At 52.1% G+C, this 20,103-nt stretch carries 12 protein-coding genes and 5 pseudogenes; 10 read left to right on the forward strand and 7 right to left on the reverse strand.

Annotated elements, in window-relative coordinates; translation table 11 throughout:
* Positions 1–133: 133 nt before the first annotated feature.
* Positions 134–1,306: pseudogene (locus tag ACODSR_RS19470) on the reverse strand (IS3 family transposase).
* A 53-nt stretch (positions 1,307–1,359) separates the two neighbouring features.
* On the opposite strand from ACODSR_RS19470, the pseudogene ACODSR_RS19475 reads away from it, so the two are divergent.
* Positions 1,360–1,809, forward strand: a pseudogene (locus ACODSR_RS19475) (ATP-binding protein); the annotation flags it as partial.
* On the opposite strand, the gene fcl reads toward ACODSR_RS19475, so the two are convergent.
* The 3 genes from fcl to ACODSR_RS19490 are packed head-to-tail and all read right to left on the reverse strand — an operon-like array spanning position 1,764 to position 4,927.
* Positions 1,764–2,720 (reverse strand): GDP-L-fucose synthase, encoded by a 957-nt coding sequence (gene fcl / locus ACODSR_RS19480; protein ID WP_489078240.1) that lies wholly within the window; start codon positions 2,718–2,720, stop codon positions 1,764–1,766. The pseudogene ACODSR_RS19475 and the gene fcl overlap by 46 nt on opposite strands.
* Before the next feature lie 10 nt (positions 2,721–2,730).
* The gene (gene gmd / locus ACODSR_RS19485; RefSeq protein WP_489078241.1) at positions 2,731–3,861 is read right to left on the reverse strand and encodes a GDP-mannose 4,6-dehydratase; all 1,131 of its coding nucleotides are present in this window, start codon (positions 3,859–3,861) and stop codon (positions 2,731–2,733) included.
* Positions 3,862–3,898: 37 nt separating this feature from the next.
* Positions 3,899–4,927 (reverse strand): polysaccharide biosynthesis/export family protein, encoded by a 1,029-nt coding sequence (locus tag ACODSR_RS19490; protein WP_489078242.1) that lies wholly within the window; start codon positions 4,925–4,927, stop codon positions 3,899–3,901.
* Between the two features lie 366 nt (positions 4,928–5,293).
* Here ACODSR_RS19490 and ACODSR_RS19495 point away from each other — a divergent pair, with 366 nt between their 5' ends.
* From ACODSR_RS19495 to ACODSR_RS19535, 9 genes and pseudogenes are all read left to right on the forward strand, one after another.
* Positions 5,294–6,424, forward strand: coding sequence for a glycosyl hydrolase family 28-related protein (locus ACODSR_RS19495; RefSeq protein ID WP_489078243.1), 1,131 nt, complete (start codon positions 5,294–5,296; stop codon positions 6,422–6,424).
* Positions 6,425–6,607: 183 nt separating this feature from the next.
* Positions 6,608–7,900, forward strand: a pseudogene (locus tag ACODSR_RS19500) (glycosyltransferase); the annotation flags it as partial.
* A gap of 1,380 nt (positions 7,901–9,280) precedes the next feature.
* Positions 9,281–9,478, forward strand: a pseudogene (locus tag ACODSR_RS19505) (acyltransferase); the annotation flags it as partial.
* A 77-nt stretch (positions 9,479–9,555) separates the two neighbouring features.
* Positions 9,556–10,446, forward strand: a complete 891-nt coding sequence (locus ACODSR_RS19510) for an NAD-dependent epimerase/dehydratase family protein (protein WP_489078244.1) — start codon at positions 9,556–9,558, stop codon at positions 10,444–10,446.
* Positions 10,425–11,945 (forward strand): glycosyltransferase family 4 protein, encoded by a 1,521-nt coding sequence (locus ACODSR_RS19515; protein WP_489078245.1) that lies wholly within the window; start codon positions 10,425–10,427, stop codon positions 11,943–11,945. The genes ACODSR_RS19510 and ACODSR_RS19515 overlap by 22 nt, the downstream gene beginning before the upstream one ends.
* Positions 11,946–12,009: 64 nt before the next feature.
* A complete protein-coding gene (locus tag ACODSR_RS19520) occupies positions 12,010–12,867 on the forward strand; it encodes a DUF4214 domain-containing protein (RefSeq protein ID WP_489078246.1) in 858 nt (285 codons plus the stop codon).
* Positions 12,868–12,874: 7 nt separating this feature from the next.
* Positions 12,875–13,924: a glycosyltransferase family 4 protein gene (locus ACODSR_RS19525; protein ID WP_489078247.1), complete on the forward strand. Its 1,050-nt coding sequence runs from the start codon at positions 12,875–12,877 to the stop codon at positions 13,922–13,924.
* Positions 13,921–15,198: a glycosyltransferase family protein gene (locus tag ACODSR_RS19530; protein ID WP_489078248.1), complete on the forward strand. Its 1,278-nt coding sequence runs from the start codon at positions 13,921–13,923 to the stop codon at positions 15,196–15,198. The genes ACODSR_RS19525 and ACODSR_RS19530 overlap by 4 nt, the downstream gene beginning before the upstream one ends.
* A gap of 190 nt (positions 15,199–15,388) precedes the next feature.
* Positions 15,389–16,111, forward strand: a pseudogene (locus ACODSR_RS19535) (IS5 family transposase).
* Positions 16,112–16,664: 553 nt separating this feature from the next.
* Here ACODSR_RS19535 and ACODSR_RS19540 read toward each other — a convergent pair.
* From ACODSR_RS19540 to ACODSR_RS19550, 3 genes are all read right to left on the reverse strand, one after another.
* On the reverse strand, positions 16,665–17,600 hold the full coding sequence (locus tag ACODSR_RS19540) for a hypothetical protein (protein WP_489078249.1): 936 nt from the start codon (positions 17,598–17,600) through the stop codon (positions 16,665–16,667).
* An 11-nt stretch (positions 17,601–17,611) separates the two neighbouring features.
* Complete coding sequence (locus tag ACODSR_RS19545) at positions 17,612–19,138, reverse strand: glycosyltransferase (protein ID WP_489078250.1); 1,527 nt, start codon at positions 19,136–19,138, stop codon at positions 17,612–17,614.
* A 151-nt stretch (positions 19,139–19,289) separates the two neighbouring features.
* Positions 19,290–20,093 carry a sulfotransferase domain-containing protein gene (locus tag ACODSR_RS19550; protein WP_489078251.1) on the reverse strand — a complete coding sequence of 268 codons (804 nt, stop codon included), beginning with the start codon at positions 20,091–20,093 and terminating at the stop codon, positions 19,290–19,292.
* Positions 20,094–20,103 lie beyond the last annotated feature (10 nt).

A 20,103-nucleotide genomic window follows, 5' to 3' on the forward strand; every position in this document is an offset into this window, starting at 1 on the left:
CCTATCGGCCATCAAAATTGACGCCGACCGGACACCGTAATCGTCGCGCTACACGGCCTCTTCCATAGGCGAGAGCACGGTGCTGCGAGGCACCTTTGGACTTGTAACGGATTTGTGCCGGTCACCTATCTCATTATGCCACCTTGGCTTCGAACGCGAGCGGGCTGATGCCACCCAGATATGAATGTCGGCGACGGGTGTTGTAGAATCCATTGATGTACTGGAAGATGGCAGCTTCCGCTTGACGCCGCGTTGGCCAGCTCTGCCGCCAGATGAGTTCCGCCTTCAGGGATTTGAAGAAGGTTTCGACGGAGGCATTGTCGTAACAATTTCCCTTGCCGCTCATTGAAGGACGCAGGCCATAGGCCTGCAATTTCTTTTGATAATCGTAAGAACAATATTGGCTACCGCGATCCGAGTGGAAACGGCAGCCCTCTGGGGGCTGGCGCAGGCGCACCGCCATGTCCAATGCCCTGATCGCCAGGTCCTTCTTCATCCTGTCGCTGACTGCCCAACCAACGACGCGACGGCTATGCAGAGCCTGCCCCCGCGAACGCGGGGGTCCAGAATGACGGCAAGGTAGAGCCAGCCTTCCGACGTCCAGATATAGGTGATGTCGCCCGCCCATTTACAATTGGGTGCATCGGCGGCGAAGTCGCCGTCCAACCAGTTTGCCGCAACACCCAAGCGATGGTGGCTGTCCGTCGTAACTTTGTGCTTGCGCGTGCGGACTGGCTTGATCCCGTTGATCTTCATCAGCCGCCCGACCCGGCGCTCGCCAACGTCGAGCCCAACCTCTTTGAGTTCCATGGTCATCCTCGGACGACCATAGCTACCGAGGCTGAGGCTGTGCTGTTCCCTGATATGGGCCAGCACTTTCATATCTGTCCGTTCCCGACGACTGATCGGGCGTGAACGCCAGGAACGATAGCCACGCTCGCTGACCTCCAAAACGCGACACATCAATTCCACCGGCCAACGGTGCCGCCAACTATGCACAAAGGCGAACATCACGGCCTTTGGCTCGCGAAGAACTGAGTCGCCCCTTCGACAGGCTCAGGACATGCTTTTTTGGTATTTCCCTCTCCTTCCGGAGTACACGGTTCTCAAGGCGAAGGCGTTCAGTCTCACGCGCCAGATCTGCCTGCGGCGCTGCCACCAGGTCAGATGGCCGATACTGCGATACCCACTTGCCCAGCGTCGATTTCCCAATCCCCAAATCCGATGAAACCCGGTCGCGGGGTAACCCGCTGGTCAGCGCAATCCGCACCGCCTCCTGCTTGAACTCTTCTGTATGCTTGATCATCCGGTCGGTCTCCTGTTGCGAGCTCTAATCGCTCCGGTGACCGGCGCAAAAACGTTACAAGTCCACATCTGCTGATCCTGGATGAATGGGGGCTTGAACCGTTCGACGGAAATGCCCGCCATCACCTGCTCGATATCCTTGAAGGTCGCTACGGCTGCCGTTCACCCATCGAAACCAGCAAACTTCCTCTGGTCCTCTGTTTCGATCTGATCAGAGTTCCGATACAAACCGACACCATCTTGGACCGCCTCGTTCTCAACGCTCGTCGCCTCGAACACTCAGGCGAGTCCATGCGCCGGGATCGCCCCGATCGAACCGTTCGACCAACTTCAAACAGGAATGATATTATCACCCAACGATCAGATGATCCACCTGCGAGCGATAGTCGGAATTCGCAACCATCTGGACTGAACGCGATGTCATACAGTCGAATAGGGCGTTATGTTTATGCCGACGGTTATTGCCTTGCGGCGCCCTGTTCATTGGCCAGAAACCATTCATAGGTCTGCTGCAGGCCATTGACTAGTTCGATCGACGGCTTCCAGCCCATGGCCGTCAAACGGCTGGAGTCCATCAATTTGCGCATGGTACCATCAGGCTTTTCTGTGTCGAACTCAATCTCTCCGGTAAAACCGGTGATTTGGGCAATCAATCCAGCCAGTTCTCTGATCGTCACATCCTCGCCATAGCCAACATTGATGTGGGACAGCATCGGCTCGGTATTGGCCTGATAGATATCCAGCGGCAAATTCAGTACGAACAAGGATGCCTCCGCCATGTCATCGACATGCAGAAACTCCCGTCGCGGCGTTCCAGTGCCCCATATCACCACCCGTTCCGACCGGTCCCTGACGGCTTCATGGAAGCGCCGTATCAGTGCCGGCATGACATGCGAATTTTCAGGATGGAAGTTGTCGCCGGGGCCGTAGAGGTTGGTCGGCATCACGCTGCGATAATCGGTGCCATGTTGCCGATTATAGCTTTCGCATAATTTGATCCCGGCGATTTTCGCTATCGCATAAGGCTCGTTTGTGGGTTCCAGCACATCAGTCAACAATGCATTTTCGCGCATCGGTTGGGCGACCGCACGCGGGTAGATGCAGGACGATCCCAAAAACAACAGCTTTCTGACGCCTGCCTCGAAAGCCTGATGAATGACATTACATTCTATCATCAGGTTTTCGTAGATGAACGAAGCGGGATATGTGTTGTTCGCATATATCCCGCCGACTTTTGCCGCAGCCAGTACGACCGCATCAACCGCTTCATTCGCAAAGAAATGCTGAACATCTGCCTGATTGGACAGATCCAGTTCCGCATGCGGGCGCGTTACCACATCGACGCCGCGCTCAATGAGCTTGCGACTGATGGCTCCGCCCACCATGCCGCGATGACCTGCGACAAAAATACGCATCTATGGACCTTTAGGATTCGAGGGAGATGGGCACGTTGAATCCGTGCTCCTTCAGGAGCGCATGTCGCTTGGCGACCTTGAGGTCCTCCGTGACCATTTCTTCGCACATGGTCTGCACGCTGATTTCGGGAACCCAACCCAGCTTTTCCTTGGCGTTGGACGGATCGCCAAGCAGCGTCTCAACCTCTGCCGGACGGAAATAGCGCGGGTCAATACGGACGATCACGTCGCCAACGGAAACCGCAGGGGCATTATCGCCGGTCACGGCCTCGACTACACCGATTTCATCGACGCCTTCGCCTTCGAACCGCAAGCTGATCCCAAGATGCTGCGCCGACCAGGTGATGAATTCGCGTACCGAATATTGAACGCCGGTGGCGATCACAAAGTCTTCCGGTTGCTCCTGCTGGAGCATCATCCATTGCATCCGGACATAGTCCTTCGCATGGCCCCAGTCGCGCAGGGAATCGATATTGCCCATGTACAGGCAAGGCTCAAGCCCCTGCGCGATATTGCTCAGCCCGCGGGTGATCTTACGCGTGACAAAAGTCTCGCCGCGGCGCGGGCTTTCATGATTGAACAGCACGCCGTTGCACGCATATATGCCATAGGCTTCACGATAGTTGACCGTGATCCAATAGGCATAGAGCTTTGCCACCGCATAGGGCGAACGAGGGTAGAAGGGCGTGGTCTCGCGCTGCGGAATTTCCTGCACCAGGCCATAAAGCTCGGACGTCGAGGCCTGATAGAAGCGGGTCTTCTTTTCCATGCCAAGAAACCGGATGGCTTCCAAGAGACGCAAGGTGCCAATGGCGTCGACGTCGGCAGTATATTCCGGTGCTTCAAAGCTGACCGCAACATGGCTCTGCGCGCCCAGATTATAGACTTCGTCCGGCTGCACTTCCTGCATGATGCGGGTCAGATTCGATGTGTCGGACAGATCGCCATAATGCAGCTTCAAATCTGGTGCCGGCGTGTGCGGATCCTGGTAAATATGATCGATACGCTGCGTGTTAAACAGCGACGCACGGCGCTTCAGGCCGTGAACCTCATACCCTTTTTCAAGGAGGAGTTCGGCAAGGTACGAACCGTCCTGCCCCGTGACGCCCGTGATAAGTGCTACTTTCTTGGTCTTGCTCATTAGGTGCTCACAGCCCCCTATATTGTCGTTTGGAAAGTTATCTGATGCTAGTCGTCACACCGACAGCAGCAAAAGCCATCTGCGATGCGACTGTGACGAATTTCTGCAAGTCAACAGCGGGAGCATTGGAAACGTAAAGAACATCCTTATCTTCGATCGCGAAAGTTTGCACAACGAAAAGCGATGTCGGATTGCTCATGTCAATGCGATAAATAACGGGAATTCTACCATCGGGCGTTCGATTCCCATCAGCCACATGTTCCGGCGGGAGCGATGTAGAATTCTCAAATCGGAAAATGAACACGCCTTTTACATCGGCGCGATTGTCCTGGAGGCCACCTACTCGCGCCAGAGCCTGTGCCAGGGTCAAACCAGTTCCTTCAAAATTAACTTCGGCGCTAGTGCCTAAGGCACCAAGCGCCTGAAAACTGTAAGGCTGGAACAGTGCGGTGACAACATCGTTGGCAGCCAAGCGGATATTTTCGCTGGGCTGACTTACCAGCACGCTCAACGGCTCCCGGACAACTTGATTGCCGCGTGTGACCTGGATGACCATCTTTTCAAGCGGTTGGCGAACTCCTCCGGCTGCGGCCAAGGCATCAAGCACACGCTCACCCTTGGTGGTCAACGGCACGCGTTTGCTGCTCGTCACATCGCCGATGACAGTCGCGTTTGCGGTCTGATTGTCGGCAATGCGCACGATCACCTGAGGCTGATGAGCGCGCCCTTTCAGGCTAGCTACTATCTTGCGTGACACTTGCTGCGGAGTCAGTCCCGCCACCTGCAACGTTCCAACGAACGGCACCGTGATGAGTCCGTCAGTATCAACCATCTGCTGGGGGATATCGGATGATCGCGCCGAGGTTGTGGACAGTCGGGTATCCGAGGACGCCGCGCCAAAGAGGGCTGCCGGAGGCGCTTCCCAGATGGAGATATCTATAATATCGCCGGAACCGATAAAAGATCCGACGGGCAAGCCATCGCCGAAGGTCTCTGCAAAGGAAGGCCGTTTTTTCATCGATGCGAGGTTGCGAGATACCTCTTCGGTAACCTGAACAATCTTCATGCCCGGATACTGGCGGTCTACCGACTTGATCTTGCCAGTCGTCGGTCCAGACGCACCAAGGGTACTGCAACCTGTCAACAGGATAGGGGTATGCAGAAGGAACAACAAGCCCAAGCCACGCGAAATTCGATTACTTGTCAAACTTGTTCACCTCTAGGAGTTATCCTGTGCGGGCTATATAAGCCAACGATGTCTTAATCCACCTCTTTCATGCAGCCCCCCCCCCTGCGTTTACGACTTCCCTTTGTTAAGGAATCTTCCCATAGTCCGCCAGCCACGACGGAAGCCGCGGTCATGCGATGCCACTTTTGCGTTGCTGCCGGGCGTCCTTAGAAGGCGCGCATTTGATCGAAGGCGGAGAAGAATGTGGATCGCCGGACCTTCGTTTTCGGTTTGAGCGCTGGTGGCATCGTTGCGACGGCGGCGGTTGCCAAAACGCTCTCGTCCTCGGCGATTGCCCCTGCATCCGGCTTGCCCTCGATGCAGAATGTACGGGATCATGGCGCCATTGGTGACGGAAAGATGGCGGATGATAGGGCGTTTCAGGCCGCTGTCGATGCTTTGCCGCGTGAAGGCGGGGAAGTTTATATCCCGCCAGGCACTTATCTACGTACAGCACCTACCAACACGCATGGCAGGTCGGTTGCCTTCGTGGGGGCGGGGCGCGGGTCGACATTTTTGAAGATCATGCATCCCGACAATGATATTTTCGTCCATTCCGCCATCGAAAGCGCGGATTTTCGGGATTTCACGATTTTCAGCGCTGTTCAGCGTACCGGCGGGGCCTATATCAGGCTCGATCCGGGCGAAGGCAAAATCAATTATTCTTCCGCGATCGAACGGGTGCGAACTTATGGCCATTATATAGGTATAGATATGGTGCGATGTTCGGACGCCCGTGTCAGGGATTGTTCGATGATCGGTAATGCGGGGTCATTCGCGTGTGTGCTGTTGCGCAACCTCACCAATGCGGATAGCGGCGACAACAGCATCAGTGGTTGCTTCTTTAGCGGCGCCGGTGGCGTCGGCATCCGCCAGGAATCTTCCGGCGGCTTGCGCTTGCTCGACAACAAATTCAACGGACTGGCGAACGGCCTGATCCTTTCTCCTCAGGCGCAGAAGCAGAGTACTAGCATATTGATAGTACAATCAAACAGCTTTGAAAACGCGTCCCAAAGCAACATTCTGATAGATCAAGGCGCCGGAAAGACAATTTTTACTTATGGAATAATAAGTAATAATGAATTCGCTTATACTCCTAAGGCAATATCTGTAAATTCCGATGGAAAAACTTTCTTTGATTTTATCATAAGTAACAACATATTCGCAATTCCAAAAAAAGGAACTGGTATATTTATGGATGGTGGCAATACTTTTGTAGTCACTAACAATATATTTGATGCCGTTTCAGGGGACGGCATTTCCATTGTAAAAACAGAAAAAGAATTAAATTCGACGATTCGCGATAATATTGACAGGAATACTGCGAGCCATTAATTAAAATATTATTTTATATATTTATATACCTCTATAATAATTTCAATATAATTTTGTAGCAGGGCTAAAATATTATTTTTTCGGCCAATTCTGTTCTTTTTGGGGTGGATAGTCGCCCGTCAGTTGACAAAATACCAGACGTCGGTCAATTGGTGAGCGTCGCTTATTATACTGGTGCCTTTTGTGAAGAAACCGCTTTTTACAATAATCACGTCCACTTTCAATACTGGTTCAGATATTGAAATTGCGATTTCATCCGTAAGGGACCAAAATAGGGATGATGTCGAATATATTATTGTAGACGGCGCTTCGTCGGACGATACACTCCATTATGTTGAGCGCAATCGCGATGTTGTTACGCATGTAGTGTCCGAGCCGGATACCGGCATTTATGATGCGCTTAATAAAGGCATCAAGCTGGCTCAGGGCAAGTTGATTGGGATCATTGGCTGCGATGACAGTCTTATTCCAGGGGCATTGTCCGTTCTGGCCCGGCAACATGCATTAGAGTCCGCGGATATTTATGCGGGCCAGACCCTGCTCACCAATGCAGAAGGGCGGGGTGTCCTGCGTGATGATGAGGATTATGGGGTTGGTGCGCTGATCAGTGGCATACCTTTTGGCCATAATGCGATGTTCGCGACCAAGGACGCTTACGAACGCGTGGGGCTATACGATACCAGCTATCGTATCACGGCCGATGCTAACTGGGTGCACAGGGCAATCCGGGCCAATCTCACTTGCTCAAGGGTCAATCGCGTCCTCGTCCAATTCTCGTCGACAGGTGTATCGTCCAATGACGGCAGCCGCGTCCTGGAAGAAAGCGGTCGCAGCATCCGGGAAAATTTCCCCTTCCTGTCGCAGCAACAGGCGTTAGATCTCCTCTACGCCGTGCGCGGCTGGTCTGGTCCGCAATCAATGGTCGACATTCTCGCCGACCATATGGACCCGGCATTGCATGCCAGCGTTCATGCAGCGCTGCGGCACAGGCCCGATGTTTTGAGGATGCTCGACGACACGCTGGAAGGCTGGGGCACCAAAAATCGTGGAAGCGTGAAGCGGCGCGCGCCCGATGTCATCCCCGCGTCGCAGGATCCAATCATATCCTTTATCGTTCCCGCCTATAATGTGGCGGGATATATTGGCCGCTGCATCGAAAGTCTGACGGTACAGCAGGCTGTCCAAGATATTGAAATCGTCATCGTGGATGACGGGTCCAAGGACGAAACCGCTGCTATCGTTCAGTCCTATATGACGCGCGATCAGCGCATCAAATTAATTCAGCAGGAAAATAGGGGCCAGGGCGCAGCGCGTGCGGAAGCGCTCAAGCATGCGACGGGCCGTTACATCTGGTGTATAGATTCGGACGACCGCATTCAGGACAATGTGGTCGAACGATTGATTAATATTCACGAAGTGCATGACGATATCGATGTTGTCGTCCTGAATTTCGCCTATGAGGAAGAGGATGGACGGCTAGAATATTCCGCCCTTGTCCCATCTTGGCTTGGCGGCAAGGTAGTTAACCCTCTGGTAAACGAGGAAACCTTTGCTGCGCTTTCTTCGTGGAACTGCCCGCCCTGGCGCTATCTGATCCGCCGGGATTTCATGGAAGAAAACAATATCACCTTCCATGGTGGCTTCTTCTATGAAGATCATCCATTTGCAATTGACGTCATGTCTGCGGCAAGGAAAGCCTATGTCGACACGTCCATCAGCTATTATTATCTACGCCGAGCCGGTTCAACGGTACGGTCGCTCGATAGCCGCTGCTTCGATTTCATCGCCATTCGCCGTTTCGTTCTCGATCGCCTGACTCAGCGCGGTCTGCTGCATCGGCTGCCGTCCATGACATCATCCTACGTCATGCCAATCGATTTTGGCCGTGCACTAGTTCCGGCCCAGATGATGCCCGATTTCCTGGAGGCGGTATGGAAGGATACCAAGCCCGTCGAAATTAACGCTGTCCGGCGCTATGGCAGCCGTGACGAGGTCGCTCTCATCGATGCGGGTGTGCGTGGAGAGATTGGCGCCGCCGATATTCCGCCCATGGAAAGCGCCTATTCGCATGTCGGGCGCAGGCTGGAAATTTCGCGGACATTGATGCTGTCCAATCTGATCGGACTGGGAAGCGTGGAAGGGCCATATCCCGACCACGGTCTGCACGAACGTTTCCACTGGGTGTCCGGGCGCAAGTTGCGTGTGACGGTTTGCACGACGGGGGTAGCCAATCCCTATCTGGTTTTGCGCCTGCGCAATCATCACCCCGGTCAGGTGTTCCTGGTCGAACAGAATGAAAAGGCGCTGGAAGTATTCCCGTGTCGGTCGATGCGCATGGACGATCATCAGGATCTGCAAATCAAGCTGATCAATGAGGACATGGTTTCTGTTGTCATCGAAATGGCACAAAGCGACATGGGGCCGCGCGACCTGAGCGTGATCCTAGAACGGGTCGAGGTCATTGGCTTTGAGGATCTGTCGAAGCCCGATTTCGATCTGATGAAATGGGCGCGTCCCGATCAGTTAGTGAAGGGCGAGCGTACCCGTCTGGAAGGAATCAATATCGACGTGCGCGTCGATCCGCAGCCACGTCCCTATGTACGGATTGGCAAGGAGTCTCACGTCGGCGGAACCTTTGTCTTCGAACGGGGTCAGGGTGAAATCACTATCGGCGATCGCAGTTCGATCGGCGGCGGCTGCCTGTTCATCTGCACTCAGGACGCGGGAATCCATATCGGCAGCAATGTCATGCTGTCGTGGGATGTGACAGTCATCGACAGCAATTCTCACTCGCTCAATCCAAATGTTCGATCCAACGACGCCTTTGACTGGCTTGCGGGTGTAGAAGTCGGCCGAATGGGCCATTTCAAGGACTGGTCGGATGTCAAATCGGCACCCATCCACATCAAAGATGGCGCATGGATCGGTTTTGGAAGCGCGATCTTGAAGGGAGTAACTATCGGCAAAGGCGCCATTGTCGGGTCCAAGTCCGTCGTGACCAAGGACGTGCCTGACAATGCGATCGTGGCGGGAAATCCTGCCCGGCTTTTGGGCTATACCAATCAACAGAAAAACGCACGGCCGGTGAACGGCACCCTTTCCACTACGGCCATGATCAGCTTGGAACTGCAATGAGGGTTCTGATTTTGGGGGCTGCCGGATTTATCGGCAGTCATCTGCAATCGCTTCTGGCCCCGCTATATAATGTGTTCACGGCGGATATTGTTGGTGACGCAAGCGACCGTCATCACATCATATCGCCTGCCGGTGGCGATTTCGGGCCGTTGATGGACAAGGTGAAGCCAGACGTCTGCGTCAACTGTTGTGGTGCGGCCAATGTTGGTGCTTCCTTTACTCATCCGAATGAGGATTTTCGGCTGAACGCGGCCTTGGTGCATGATTTGCTGGAGGCGATCCGTCAATATTCGCCGGAAACACGGCTGATCAATCTATCCAGTGCTGCGATCTATGGAAATCCAGCCCATATCCCTGTAGCTGAAACCTCGATTCCTGCGCCCATATCGCCGTATGGATGGCATAAGCAGATCGCGGAAAACATCTGCCTCGAATATACACGATGCTTTAATGTCGGTACACTGTCGCTCCGGCCATTTTCGGTCTATGGCCCCGGCCTGAAAAAGCAGCTGTTCTGGGACATTTATCAGAAATCCAGGTCGTCGCAGAATATCGTCTGCCCAGGGACCGGAAACGAAACCCGTGACTTTGTGCATGTGCAGGACATGGCGCAGAGTATTTTGCTGTGCATCCAAAACGCGACTTTTGACGGTTCAGCCGTGAATGTCGCAAACGGGCAGGGTATTACCATCCGGCACGCCATTGAAACGCTCTTGTCGGCAATCGGTTGGACAGGCAATTTGCAATTTAACAATCTGGTAAGGGATGGGGATCCGCTCTACTGGATTGCTGACGTCACCCGTTTAAAGGCACTTGGCTACAATCCTGCCTTTCAATTTGAATCCGGAATCAGCGAGCTTTCAACATGGCTTATCAATTTACCGTAGGGATTCAGTTCAACCTTGATCCGGGTTGGATGGGGGGAGCCTATTATCTCCAGAACATGCTCAATGCTCTAGGTACGCTCGACGAAGCGCGCCAACCTCAGGTTGTGGTCGTGACCCATCAGAAGTCCTCCTACGAATTTCTGCAGGAATCCGGTTATCCCAAACTCTCCTACTGCACGCAGGAACAGGTGGCGGTCGACCCGGATCATCGTAACATCGATTTGCTGTTCCCCTTCCCGATGGAAGGCCTTGCGATACCGACTCTAACATGGATTCCTGATTTTCAGGAAAAGCACATGCCCTATCTTTTTACGCCCAGCGAAATTGTAGGGCGTAGGAAAGAGCATGAATCATATTTCGCACGCGAAGGTCTGCTTCTGAGCAGCGAAAGTGCGCTGTGTGACTTCAATCAGTTTTATGGCGAATATAAGCTTCCTGTATTCGTCGTGCCTTTTGCGTCGTTTCTTTCCGATGATCTTCCCGACTTGGCAGATGTTCGCGGCCGGCATGATCTACCTGAAAAATATTTCTTCGCCCCTAACCAATTCTGGGTCCACAAGAACCATATCGTGATCCTCGCCGCCTTGCACGAACTGAAGCAGCGTGGCGTGACTCCCACGGTTTGCTTTTCAGGCAAGGAATTTGATTTTCGCGCACAAGGATATACGCCGTTCCTCCGCCAGAAGATCAGTGAATGGGGTCTGGACGACCAGGTGAAATTCCTTGGCTTCATGCCGAGAGAAGACCAGATCGTCGCTATGAAGAACGCTCATGCGATCCTTCAGCCGTCCCGTTTTGAAGGATGGTCAACGGTAATCGAGGATGCCAAAGCGCTAAACAAGTTCATCATTGCATCCAATCTGTCGGTGCATGAAGAACAATTGTCGAAAAATGCGGAGTTCTTTGATCCGTCGGATTTCAATGCCTTGGCAAATCTGCTGGAAAAGCATTGGGAGTCGTCGCCTGCGGCTGAAGTCGTGGACTACAAGCGTAATCAGCGTGAATATGGAGAGCGTCTCGCGGGCGTTTTCCGCGCCCTGGTGATGGCGAACCAGACGATGAGCAGCAATGCGCCGCGTGAAATTCGGTCAGAAATCTCGCATTCCATCGATGACAAGGACATTCACGGCTTGAGCGCCCTGACGGAGGAACCCAATCCTGATTTGGGTATGGATGGCAAATCCCGCTGGATGACGGACTCTGAACTCACGGTATCGGCCGATGCGCTCAAACATTCGGCGCCGGTTTTAAAAATTCGGTTCAGAAACGGGATTGCAGCGCAGGAATTATCAATCAAGGTCGGTGAAAAGACCGTTAGGGACCGCTTCCTGATTGAAGAGGATGACCTTGCTACCCCGCTGGAGTTGCTGATCAATCTCGACGAGTATGTGGGATCAGGCGATATCAGGATTCAGGTCTCCAAACTCGAGGAAATCAACTACAGGAACTGTGGCCTGTTACTCGAACAGATAGATTTTGTCGTATTATCAAAAGACTAAACATTCGATGCGTTCATGATGTCATGTCCGGCTTTGTTAATTGTCTCCATGTGGGTCTAATGAAATGATCGCGAAGCAATCGGTAATCAACAATCGTCAGGTCAGTATCGACTTATGGTCCGTGCCGGCCGAAAACACACGCATCATCGATGCTGTGTCGGTCGAGAGCTTTCTTGCCTATATCTATGATGTTCTGTTCGGCCGCACGCCTGACGCATCGGGCATAGCGCATTATCGGCAAAGACTTGCCAAAGGAAAGTCGCGGCAATCGGTTGTTCGTGACATGATTGCGTCCGAGGAATTTCAGAGTCGATATGGTAAGACCCAGCGCGAACAGCAGGATCTGAAGGATTTCGTCGTACAGACCTATCAGGACACTCTGGGTCGTTGGCCTGATGATGAAGGGCTGCAAACCTATATTCGTATCGGTTCTAAACGGAACGGCCGCAAAAGGGTTGAGCGGAATATTCTTAATTCTCCTGAAGCACTAATGCTGGGCGGCGGCAAGCTGGCCCGTATTAAGGCGCTGGAAGCTTACGCAAACCAAGCGTGGCTACTCGACCTTCCACTTGTTGGTCGTTTCCTCCAACGCCGCAACGATCTGCTCGCTCGGATTGAGCGCTTGGAAATGCTCGTTTCCGGCTCTACGACGTCAATGGGTATGACGCAAGGCAATGAAGCCTTCGTGCGCGCGATTGCGGCGATAGAAGCGGTAGCACCCCGGACCATATTGGATTCGATTACACAAGTAACAGCGGATGGGGTCGAGGCACCTTCGGCTATCGGGGGACTGAAACCGGGGGTTAAGGTCGCCCGTACGGACGTGCTGGACAAGGACGCGTCGAGGCAGGTGCAGCAGCAAGGCTGGGTGTTCCGCGTGGCTGTTCGTGATGCACGGCGACAGCAAGCTATGAAGAACTGAAAATTGCATGCGGGTTGGCATCGTCTCGGTACAAGTTCCCTTCGTAGAGGGGGGGGCTGAAATTCACGCACGCAATTTGCTGCGTGAATTCAAGGTGAGGAAGATCGAAGCCGACCTGATCACCTTTCCGTTCAAATGGTATCCCCCTCAATCAATAGTTGATAGCATCGTCATGTCGCGGATGCTGGACCTGACGGAATCGACGGGCGTTACCATAGACCGGATTGTTGGGTTGAAATTTCCGGCCTATTTGGTGCCGCATCCAAACAAGATATTATGGATATTGCATCAGCATAGGTCGGCCTATGATCTTTGGGACGATCAAGCCTTTGGCGATCTTATCAATTTTCCTGATGGCCAGTCGGTGCGCGACGTCATCCGTTATGCGGACGAAAAATTCATCTTGGAAGCGCAAGCTATATATACCAATTCAGTAAATGTATCTGCCCGATTGTTGCAAAACAACAATATCCAATCGACGCCGCTTTACCATCCGCCCAATAATGCCGAAGGCTTCCAGTCAGGGGAGGCGCAGGATTATTTCTTCTTTCCTAGCCGGGTGAATGTCCTGAAAAGGCAAAAACTGGCAATAGAAGCGTTGGCTCAATGCGTGGAGCCGGTGAAGCTGATATTCGCCGGTTCCGCAGAATCACCTGCTTACTATCAGGAACTTCAAGATATCGCTCGTAGGCTAGGTGTCGACGACCGCATCGTCTGGAAGGGATATATAAGCGAAGCAGACAAGATCGCTCTCTATGCCGAATGTCTGGCTGTGCTGTATCCGCCGTTCGATGAGGATTATGGCTATGTCACATTGGAAGCAATGCTGGCGCGCAAGCCCGTCATCACGACGATGGACGCGGGCGGACCGTTGGAATTCATAGCGAATGGGGATACCGGATTGGTCGTGGACAGCGATGCCTGTGCTTTGGCATGCGCTATGGATCTGCTCTGGACGGACCGCATCAAGGCCAGAAATATGGGGGAAGCGGGCTTTGAGAGCTACCAGTCCAAACGGATTTCCTGGGACAATGTCATCGACGTGTTGATGTCATGATGAAACTGCTCTGGTTTTCGCCGCTTCCACCTTCAGAAACGGACGTGGCGAACTTCAGTGTCAGGCTGGCGCCTTATCTGCGCAACCTGGCCGATGTGACCTTTGTCCATGCAGGTCAGGCCGATACCAACTTTCCTTCGGTGCCCATATCCTCACTGACGCCGCGCATGATGAACAAAGCGGATTTGTGCATTTATCAAATCGGCAATAATCATGACTTCCACGGCGGCATATTGGAAGTTGCGCAACGCCATCCTGGGCTTGTCATCCTGCATGACAGGGCCATTCAAGAATGTGTCCTGCGCCATCTGGCCCATGTACAAATCCGCACAGGCACGTCGCAGCTGACCAGCTATCGTAATATCATGGCGCGATGGCACGGCGTGGATGGACTGGCGGCCCTTGGTGCGATGCAGGGACAGCAATGTGACATCGGACAGCTGGCAGAGCGCTTTCCATTATTCGAGGTCGCCCTCGATCAGGCACTTGGCGTCGTTTGCCACAACCGTCAGGTCATCACCGAAATCAACCAGCGTTTTCCAGATCTGCCTAGCCTTTGCTTGCCCTTGCCCTATGGAGCGCTATCCGGTCGTCCCGCCAGACCGCGCCGCGACGCCGGTGCACCTGTTACGCTTGTCATGTTTGGCTTCATGGGACTCAACCGGCGGTTGATCGAATTTATTGAGGCTTGGGGTCAGTCCAGCCATCGTGATCGCTTCCGGCTGCATCTGGCGGGCAGAATCGCAAACCTGGCGCAGATTGAGGCCAAGTTATTGGATCTCGGTTTGGCTGGCTTTGTTGAAAATCATGGGTTCGTCACGGACGCTGCGCTGGATGACATGATCCGTAGTGCCGATTTGGCCATCAACCTGCGCAACCCCACCATGGGCGAAGCATCTGGCAGCCAATTGCGTATTTGGGCCAATGGTTGCCCCGGGGTGGTGTCCAATACCGGATGGTATTCGGAACTTCCCGATAATGCGGTTCTAAAGGTCCGTAGTCATCTGGAGCATGAAGATCTTATCGCACTGCTGGACAATGTGGCGACGGGACAAATTAGCCTGGACCACTTGTCGACCAATGGATTTTCCCAACTAACAGATCATGACCCAGATAGATACTGTCGGGATTTTCTGGCATGGATTTATCGGGAAACGCCGCGTTTCCACCAATATTGGTTCAACAAATCCGTCGTCGGGCAGCTGGCTCAATCCTATGCTAGCGCGACGCCATTATGGTTCACGCCGACTATGCCAAAAAATCTGTTGTCATGAGAGTCTGCTTGAAAAATGTGCTGGAAAGCGCAATTTCGGTCCTGCTACTTGAAAAAATGCATCTTCAAACAAGGGCGTGTCATCATTTAGTGGATTCCCAATTGAAGGATTGAGTGATTCATAGGGAGCCAGCTTTGGAGGCTGGTAGATGGTGAAACGGTATGGATTGCGGGACGACTAATGGGATCGGATCGCGGATTTTCTGCCTGGTCGTGAAGGGCATGTAGGGAAGACGGCGATGGATAACCGGCTGTTTGTCGAGGCAGTGCTGTATCGCTATCGTGCGGGCATTCCATGGCGTGACCTTCCTGAGCGTTTCGGGGATTTTGTGTGATCCACACCCGGCATATGCGCTGGAGCCGCAGCGGCGTGTGGCAGCGCGTGTTCGAGCATCTCGCGGCAGATAGCGACAATGAATACGCCATGATCGACGCGACGCTTATCTGTGCGCATCAGTCGAGCGCTGGCGCAAAAGGGGGGGCGCGCGAACGAAGGTATCGGTCGCAGCAAAGGCGGGCTGAGCACCAAGCTCCATGCCCTGTGCGATGCACTGGGCAACCCCGTCGCCCTCCACCTCACGCCTGGCCATCTCCATGACCTACATCGTGCGGACGCCTTGCTTCCCTAAGTGGTCGGCCGCTTCGGCGCGCTGCTCGCTGACCGGGACTATGACGCTCAGGAGTGCGTCGTCGATATCCTCAACGCAGCTAGCATCGAGGTCGTAATTCCTTCAAAGATCAACCGAACCTACCGGCGCAAGCACGATAGGCAACTCTATGGCGCTCGCCATCTCGTCGAAAACTTCTTCGCCAAACTTAAAGGCTTTCGCGGCATTTCAACTCGATATGACAAACGCGCCGCCATCTTCATGGGTGCCGTCTATCTCGCTTCCGCCACCATCATACTCAAATGATGACATGCCCAAACTTTGATGGCCATTTGAATTCGCCCTGAACCAACGAGCAATGATTGTGACTCATCTCCCCTTCCCGGCGGGGAGGGTTGGTTGGAGGTGACTCCAGTCAAGGGGAGGGGAGCGAGGCGAAGCCGAGCGCCCACGCTGGCGGTAGCACACCCCAACCCAATTTCCCCCATAAGGGGGAAGAGTCTTATGGATCGCAAGGGATTGGGTAGTTGAGTTCAATACCCGATGTCCAGACGATCGTCCGGACGGCAAGTCACTGGGCAAGCCGTCCCTGTTGAGGGATGTCAAACCCCGCGCCCTTGCAGAAATCGTCGAAAGCGGTTCGAGTCCGGGGATCCATAGGCTGTGTGCTCGCGACCGATCGATCTGGCACTGCGGCTCCATGACGACCGGACGCCAAAAATGGGCGCGTGGGTCATGATCAATGCAGCTTGGCAAAGATACGGCATTCGAAGGCGGGCGCTGATCAGGGATGGAGAGGGGGCTTTGAACGATCTCCCCGCGTGAAAGCGCACGTTTTCAGGAGGCCTCGCATTCAGGTTCAGGGGAAGGCAACATCATAAGCTGCGTTGCTGGCAGCGCGCCTGATCCGATTTCCAAAAGAGGCTGATCGATCGGAACCCGACCAGCGCTGCCGATCATTTTTGATGAGCGAGAGCAGCCGCATCTGGTCTGCTAGCCAACGCTGATATCCCCTGCGGGTGCGATGATAGGCACCCTGTCCAATCGCACGCAAGGATTGCGGATCAAGAAAGGGATGGTACTCAAAATTTTTTCCATCGTCGATAATGCCCGATGAAAGATGTCCGATATAGTCGGAAAATAATGGAAAATCTCCGCAAATGACAATTTTCCCATGGGCCATAATATATAAAGCGGACATTAGACTATCATATGAATATTCGGAAATAATGAATATATCATAATCTCCTACTTCTTTCTTAAGATAACCCGAGGTTATTTCTTTATCAATAATCTGGAATTCTCCGTTGTTTACTATGTCAAGGTAAGTTGGGGATTTGTTTTTTGTTATGGCTTTATGCCTATGCTCGTCGTTGACAACGGATAACTTCATGACATCCATACGCCCCATCCATTGGGCATCGGCAACTTCCGACTGTGGATAATATTGGAAATATGCGCTCTTGAATCCCAATACTTGAATTTTTTCGTGGACAGATCGCGAGAAGCTAATAAATTGATGAGTTTGAAACCGCCACAATGACAGGTCTATTTGATCTGATGAATTATGATCATCAACAGCTATAATATATTTTCTAGAATATGGAATAACTTCATTAAATTTACTGTCAAAAATATTACAAATAACAATTATAGTATCAAATTTTATTTCCAAATCAAGTACATTATTGTTTATGAAATATGACTCATCAATTTCATATATATTATACTTATTAGAAAAATATCTGAAAAGCGCATCATATGTAATACTGTTTAATGTTTTTGAAGATTTCATGATGCATATATTCAATTTGAATATTCCCATGATATTTTACAAATGCCTAAAGTGGAAATTTTGTTAGAAAATCTTTTCTTCGATTTATTTTCCACACTAAGGCGAATTATATTTGCACCTAGCTTCCAACTATCATCGACATTGATCGCAAAATCCTTGAACGCTATTTTCGGGTCAATTCCGATCTTTCCTGCCATCATTCCATTGATGATGACGGATATGTCCATATCCTCATCGCCATCATCTCTCACGAAGGAGAAAATGAGATCTGATATATGCCGATCGACTGAAAAGGAAATGGAAGGCTGGTCTGTATGAGACCATATATTTCGATGATCATCATTCATCATCATCCATCCATCTATGAATATCTGTTCCAGGATAGACGAATTGAGATTTTCGACGTCGATCGAATTCCCGTATATCTTATAGCTATCGATGAAATATAGTCGATCCAACATCAATCGACCTTTGACAGATGACCCGTTTTCGTCATCGATACCGATGTCCATCGCTTGGTTGGGCTGTAGCGGCCTGATGAAGGGCGAACGAAAATCGAAGCTGTGAGATTGCAGGATTTCTGCGCCCAGCATGTTTCCATTGGTTGAGAAGGTGATCCTCTCGCCGATCTCGCCGACGCTTCCCTTAAGGTGAAGGCCGATAGTTTCGGTCGATGCCGGAGATTGCAGCGAAAGATTGTCGACCAGCATGCAGCGTCGGCCCTGAGCAGTGTCGGCAATCTCTTTCTGTATGCCTTTCAATATTTTCCCCGAATAATCGTTGAATGTCGGGAACGGGGATTGTGCGTCGGTCTGGAAAAAAAACTTGTCCACGTCGAGCGGCCGCAGCGAATGTTTCCTGTAAATATGCGCCCATTCGTGATGGATTATGGTGCCCTGGCTGGCAGACATGCCGCCCGCCATATAGTGGCAGACGATATCATCTATATATTGCATACGACCGCCTAAGGCGTGTACGCGGAATAGAAAGTCATGGTCGGCGCAAATCGCATAGCGCGTATCGTAGGGTATTTCACGCAACAGCGCAGTCCGGGTGAAGGTCGCCTGATGTCCGGGTATATGAACATGCCAGGCATGATCTATCTGCCCGCTGTGCAATTGCCTTTGCAGAATATCGAAATGCGTAGATTTGAAATGCTTTTCAAGCCGACCATCCACATAAATATGATCGCCATAGAAGATATCAGGGGCATCTCTGATTCTGTCCATACATGCCTCTACGGAGTCCTCTCCGTAAAATCTATCTCCGGCATTAAGGAACAGGATATAGTCACCATTGGCCATATGGGCAGCCCGATTCATTGCATCATATATGCCTGAATCTTCAACGCGGCAAAATATATCTATGAACGGTCTATATCGTTTCACAATGTCATAGCTGTTGTCGAAGCTGTTGCCATCGAACAGCATCAACTGAATATTGTTATAGCTTTGCCCGATAATGCTTTCGATCGTCAGGGGGATATCCCGTCCCGTGTTCAAATTAACGACAGCAACGGTCAAGCTAGGATCGGCCACATATCCCTCGATCTGCGTTGGGTTGAATCACCTTGGTACGCACACATCCCCAATTGAATAGGCAAGGCTATGGCTTTTGTGAAGCGTGTACCCTTGCGACTAGACGCAGGAAAGCGCGCCAGCGTATGCCTGAACTGGTGGCGAAGGCTACCTATTGATCATATCCGAATAGCGTCATTGCCTGGTCCAGTTGGCCGTTCAGTGTCCTGATCGACTGTTCCGTCAGCTTTTCCAGATAGTCGCCAGGGGTAACCTTTCGAATGAACTGGGTCGGATCCTCTTTTGACGGGCGAATATCTACATGATGCAAAATGTCATCAAGATCCTGACTGGTGATAAACCAGCCAAAATGACCGCATATCGCCTGCAATAAATCCCGCTTGGCAAATATCATGTCTTCATATCGCATGACAAGGCAGGACGGGTCATGCACCATATCGGCATAACCACACATAACCATGTTCATTTCATACGCACCTCGAACGACATATTGGTCGATTGAAAGGTTGGCGATTTCCTGTCGAGTTTCCATGATCTTCTTGCGTGGTCCGTCACCATCATCACCTTCTGGAACAAGATGACTCTTTGCAAAGCTGAAAAACTGGCTGACCAGCGCATCTCTAGGGTCGCGGACCAACAGTATCTTGCGCCCTTCTTGGAAATGAGCATTTTTCGCCAAAGATTTGGGAAACCGCCGAAAACCCCCATAGACATTGCCTGGATGGATCAGGTGGTCGGGAATATCACCGTTATATGCGACTTCGAAATCAATATTCTTCAGGAACAGCTGGTCGGGGATTGAAACCCAGTTGGCATCGTTACGCTGTGCCAAATAGGATGAGACCTGATTCAACAATGAACTGCCTGACTTGTGAACGCCAAAGACAAAAAGCGCGTTTTGCGGCATCCGAATCCTGAATGGTTCATCTAGAAAATGCATCGTGACGACGGGCATGGTTCAATCT

The organism is Sphingobium sp. FG125 (assembly GCF_057809795.1).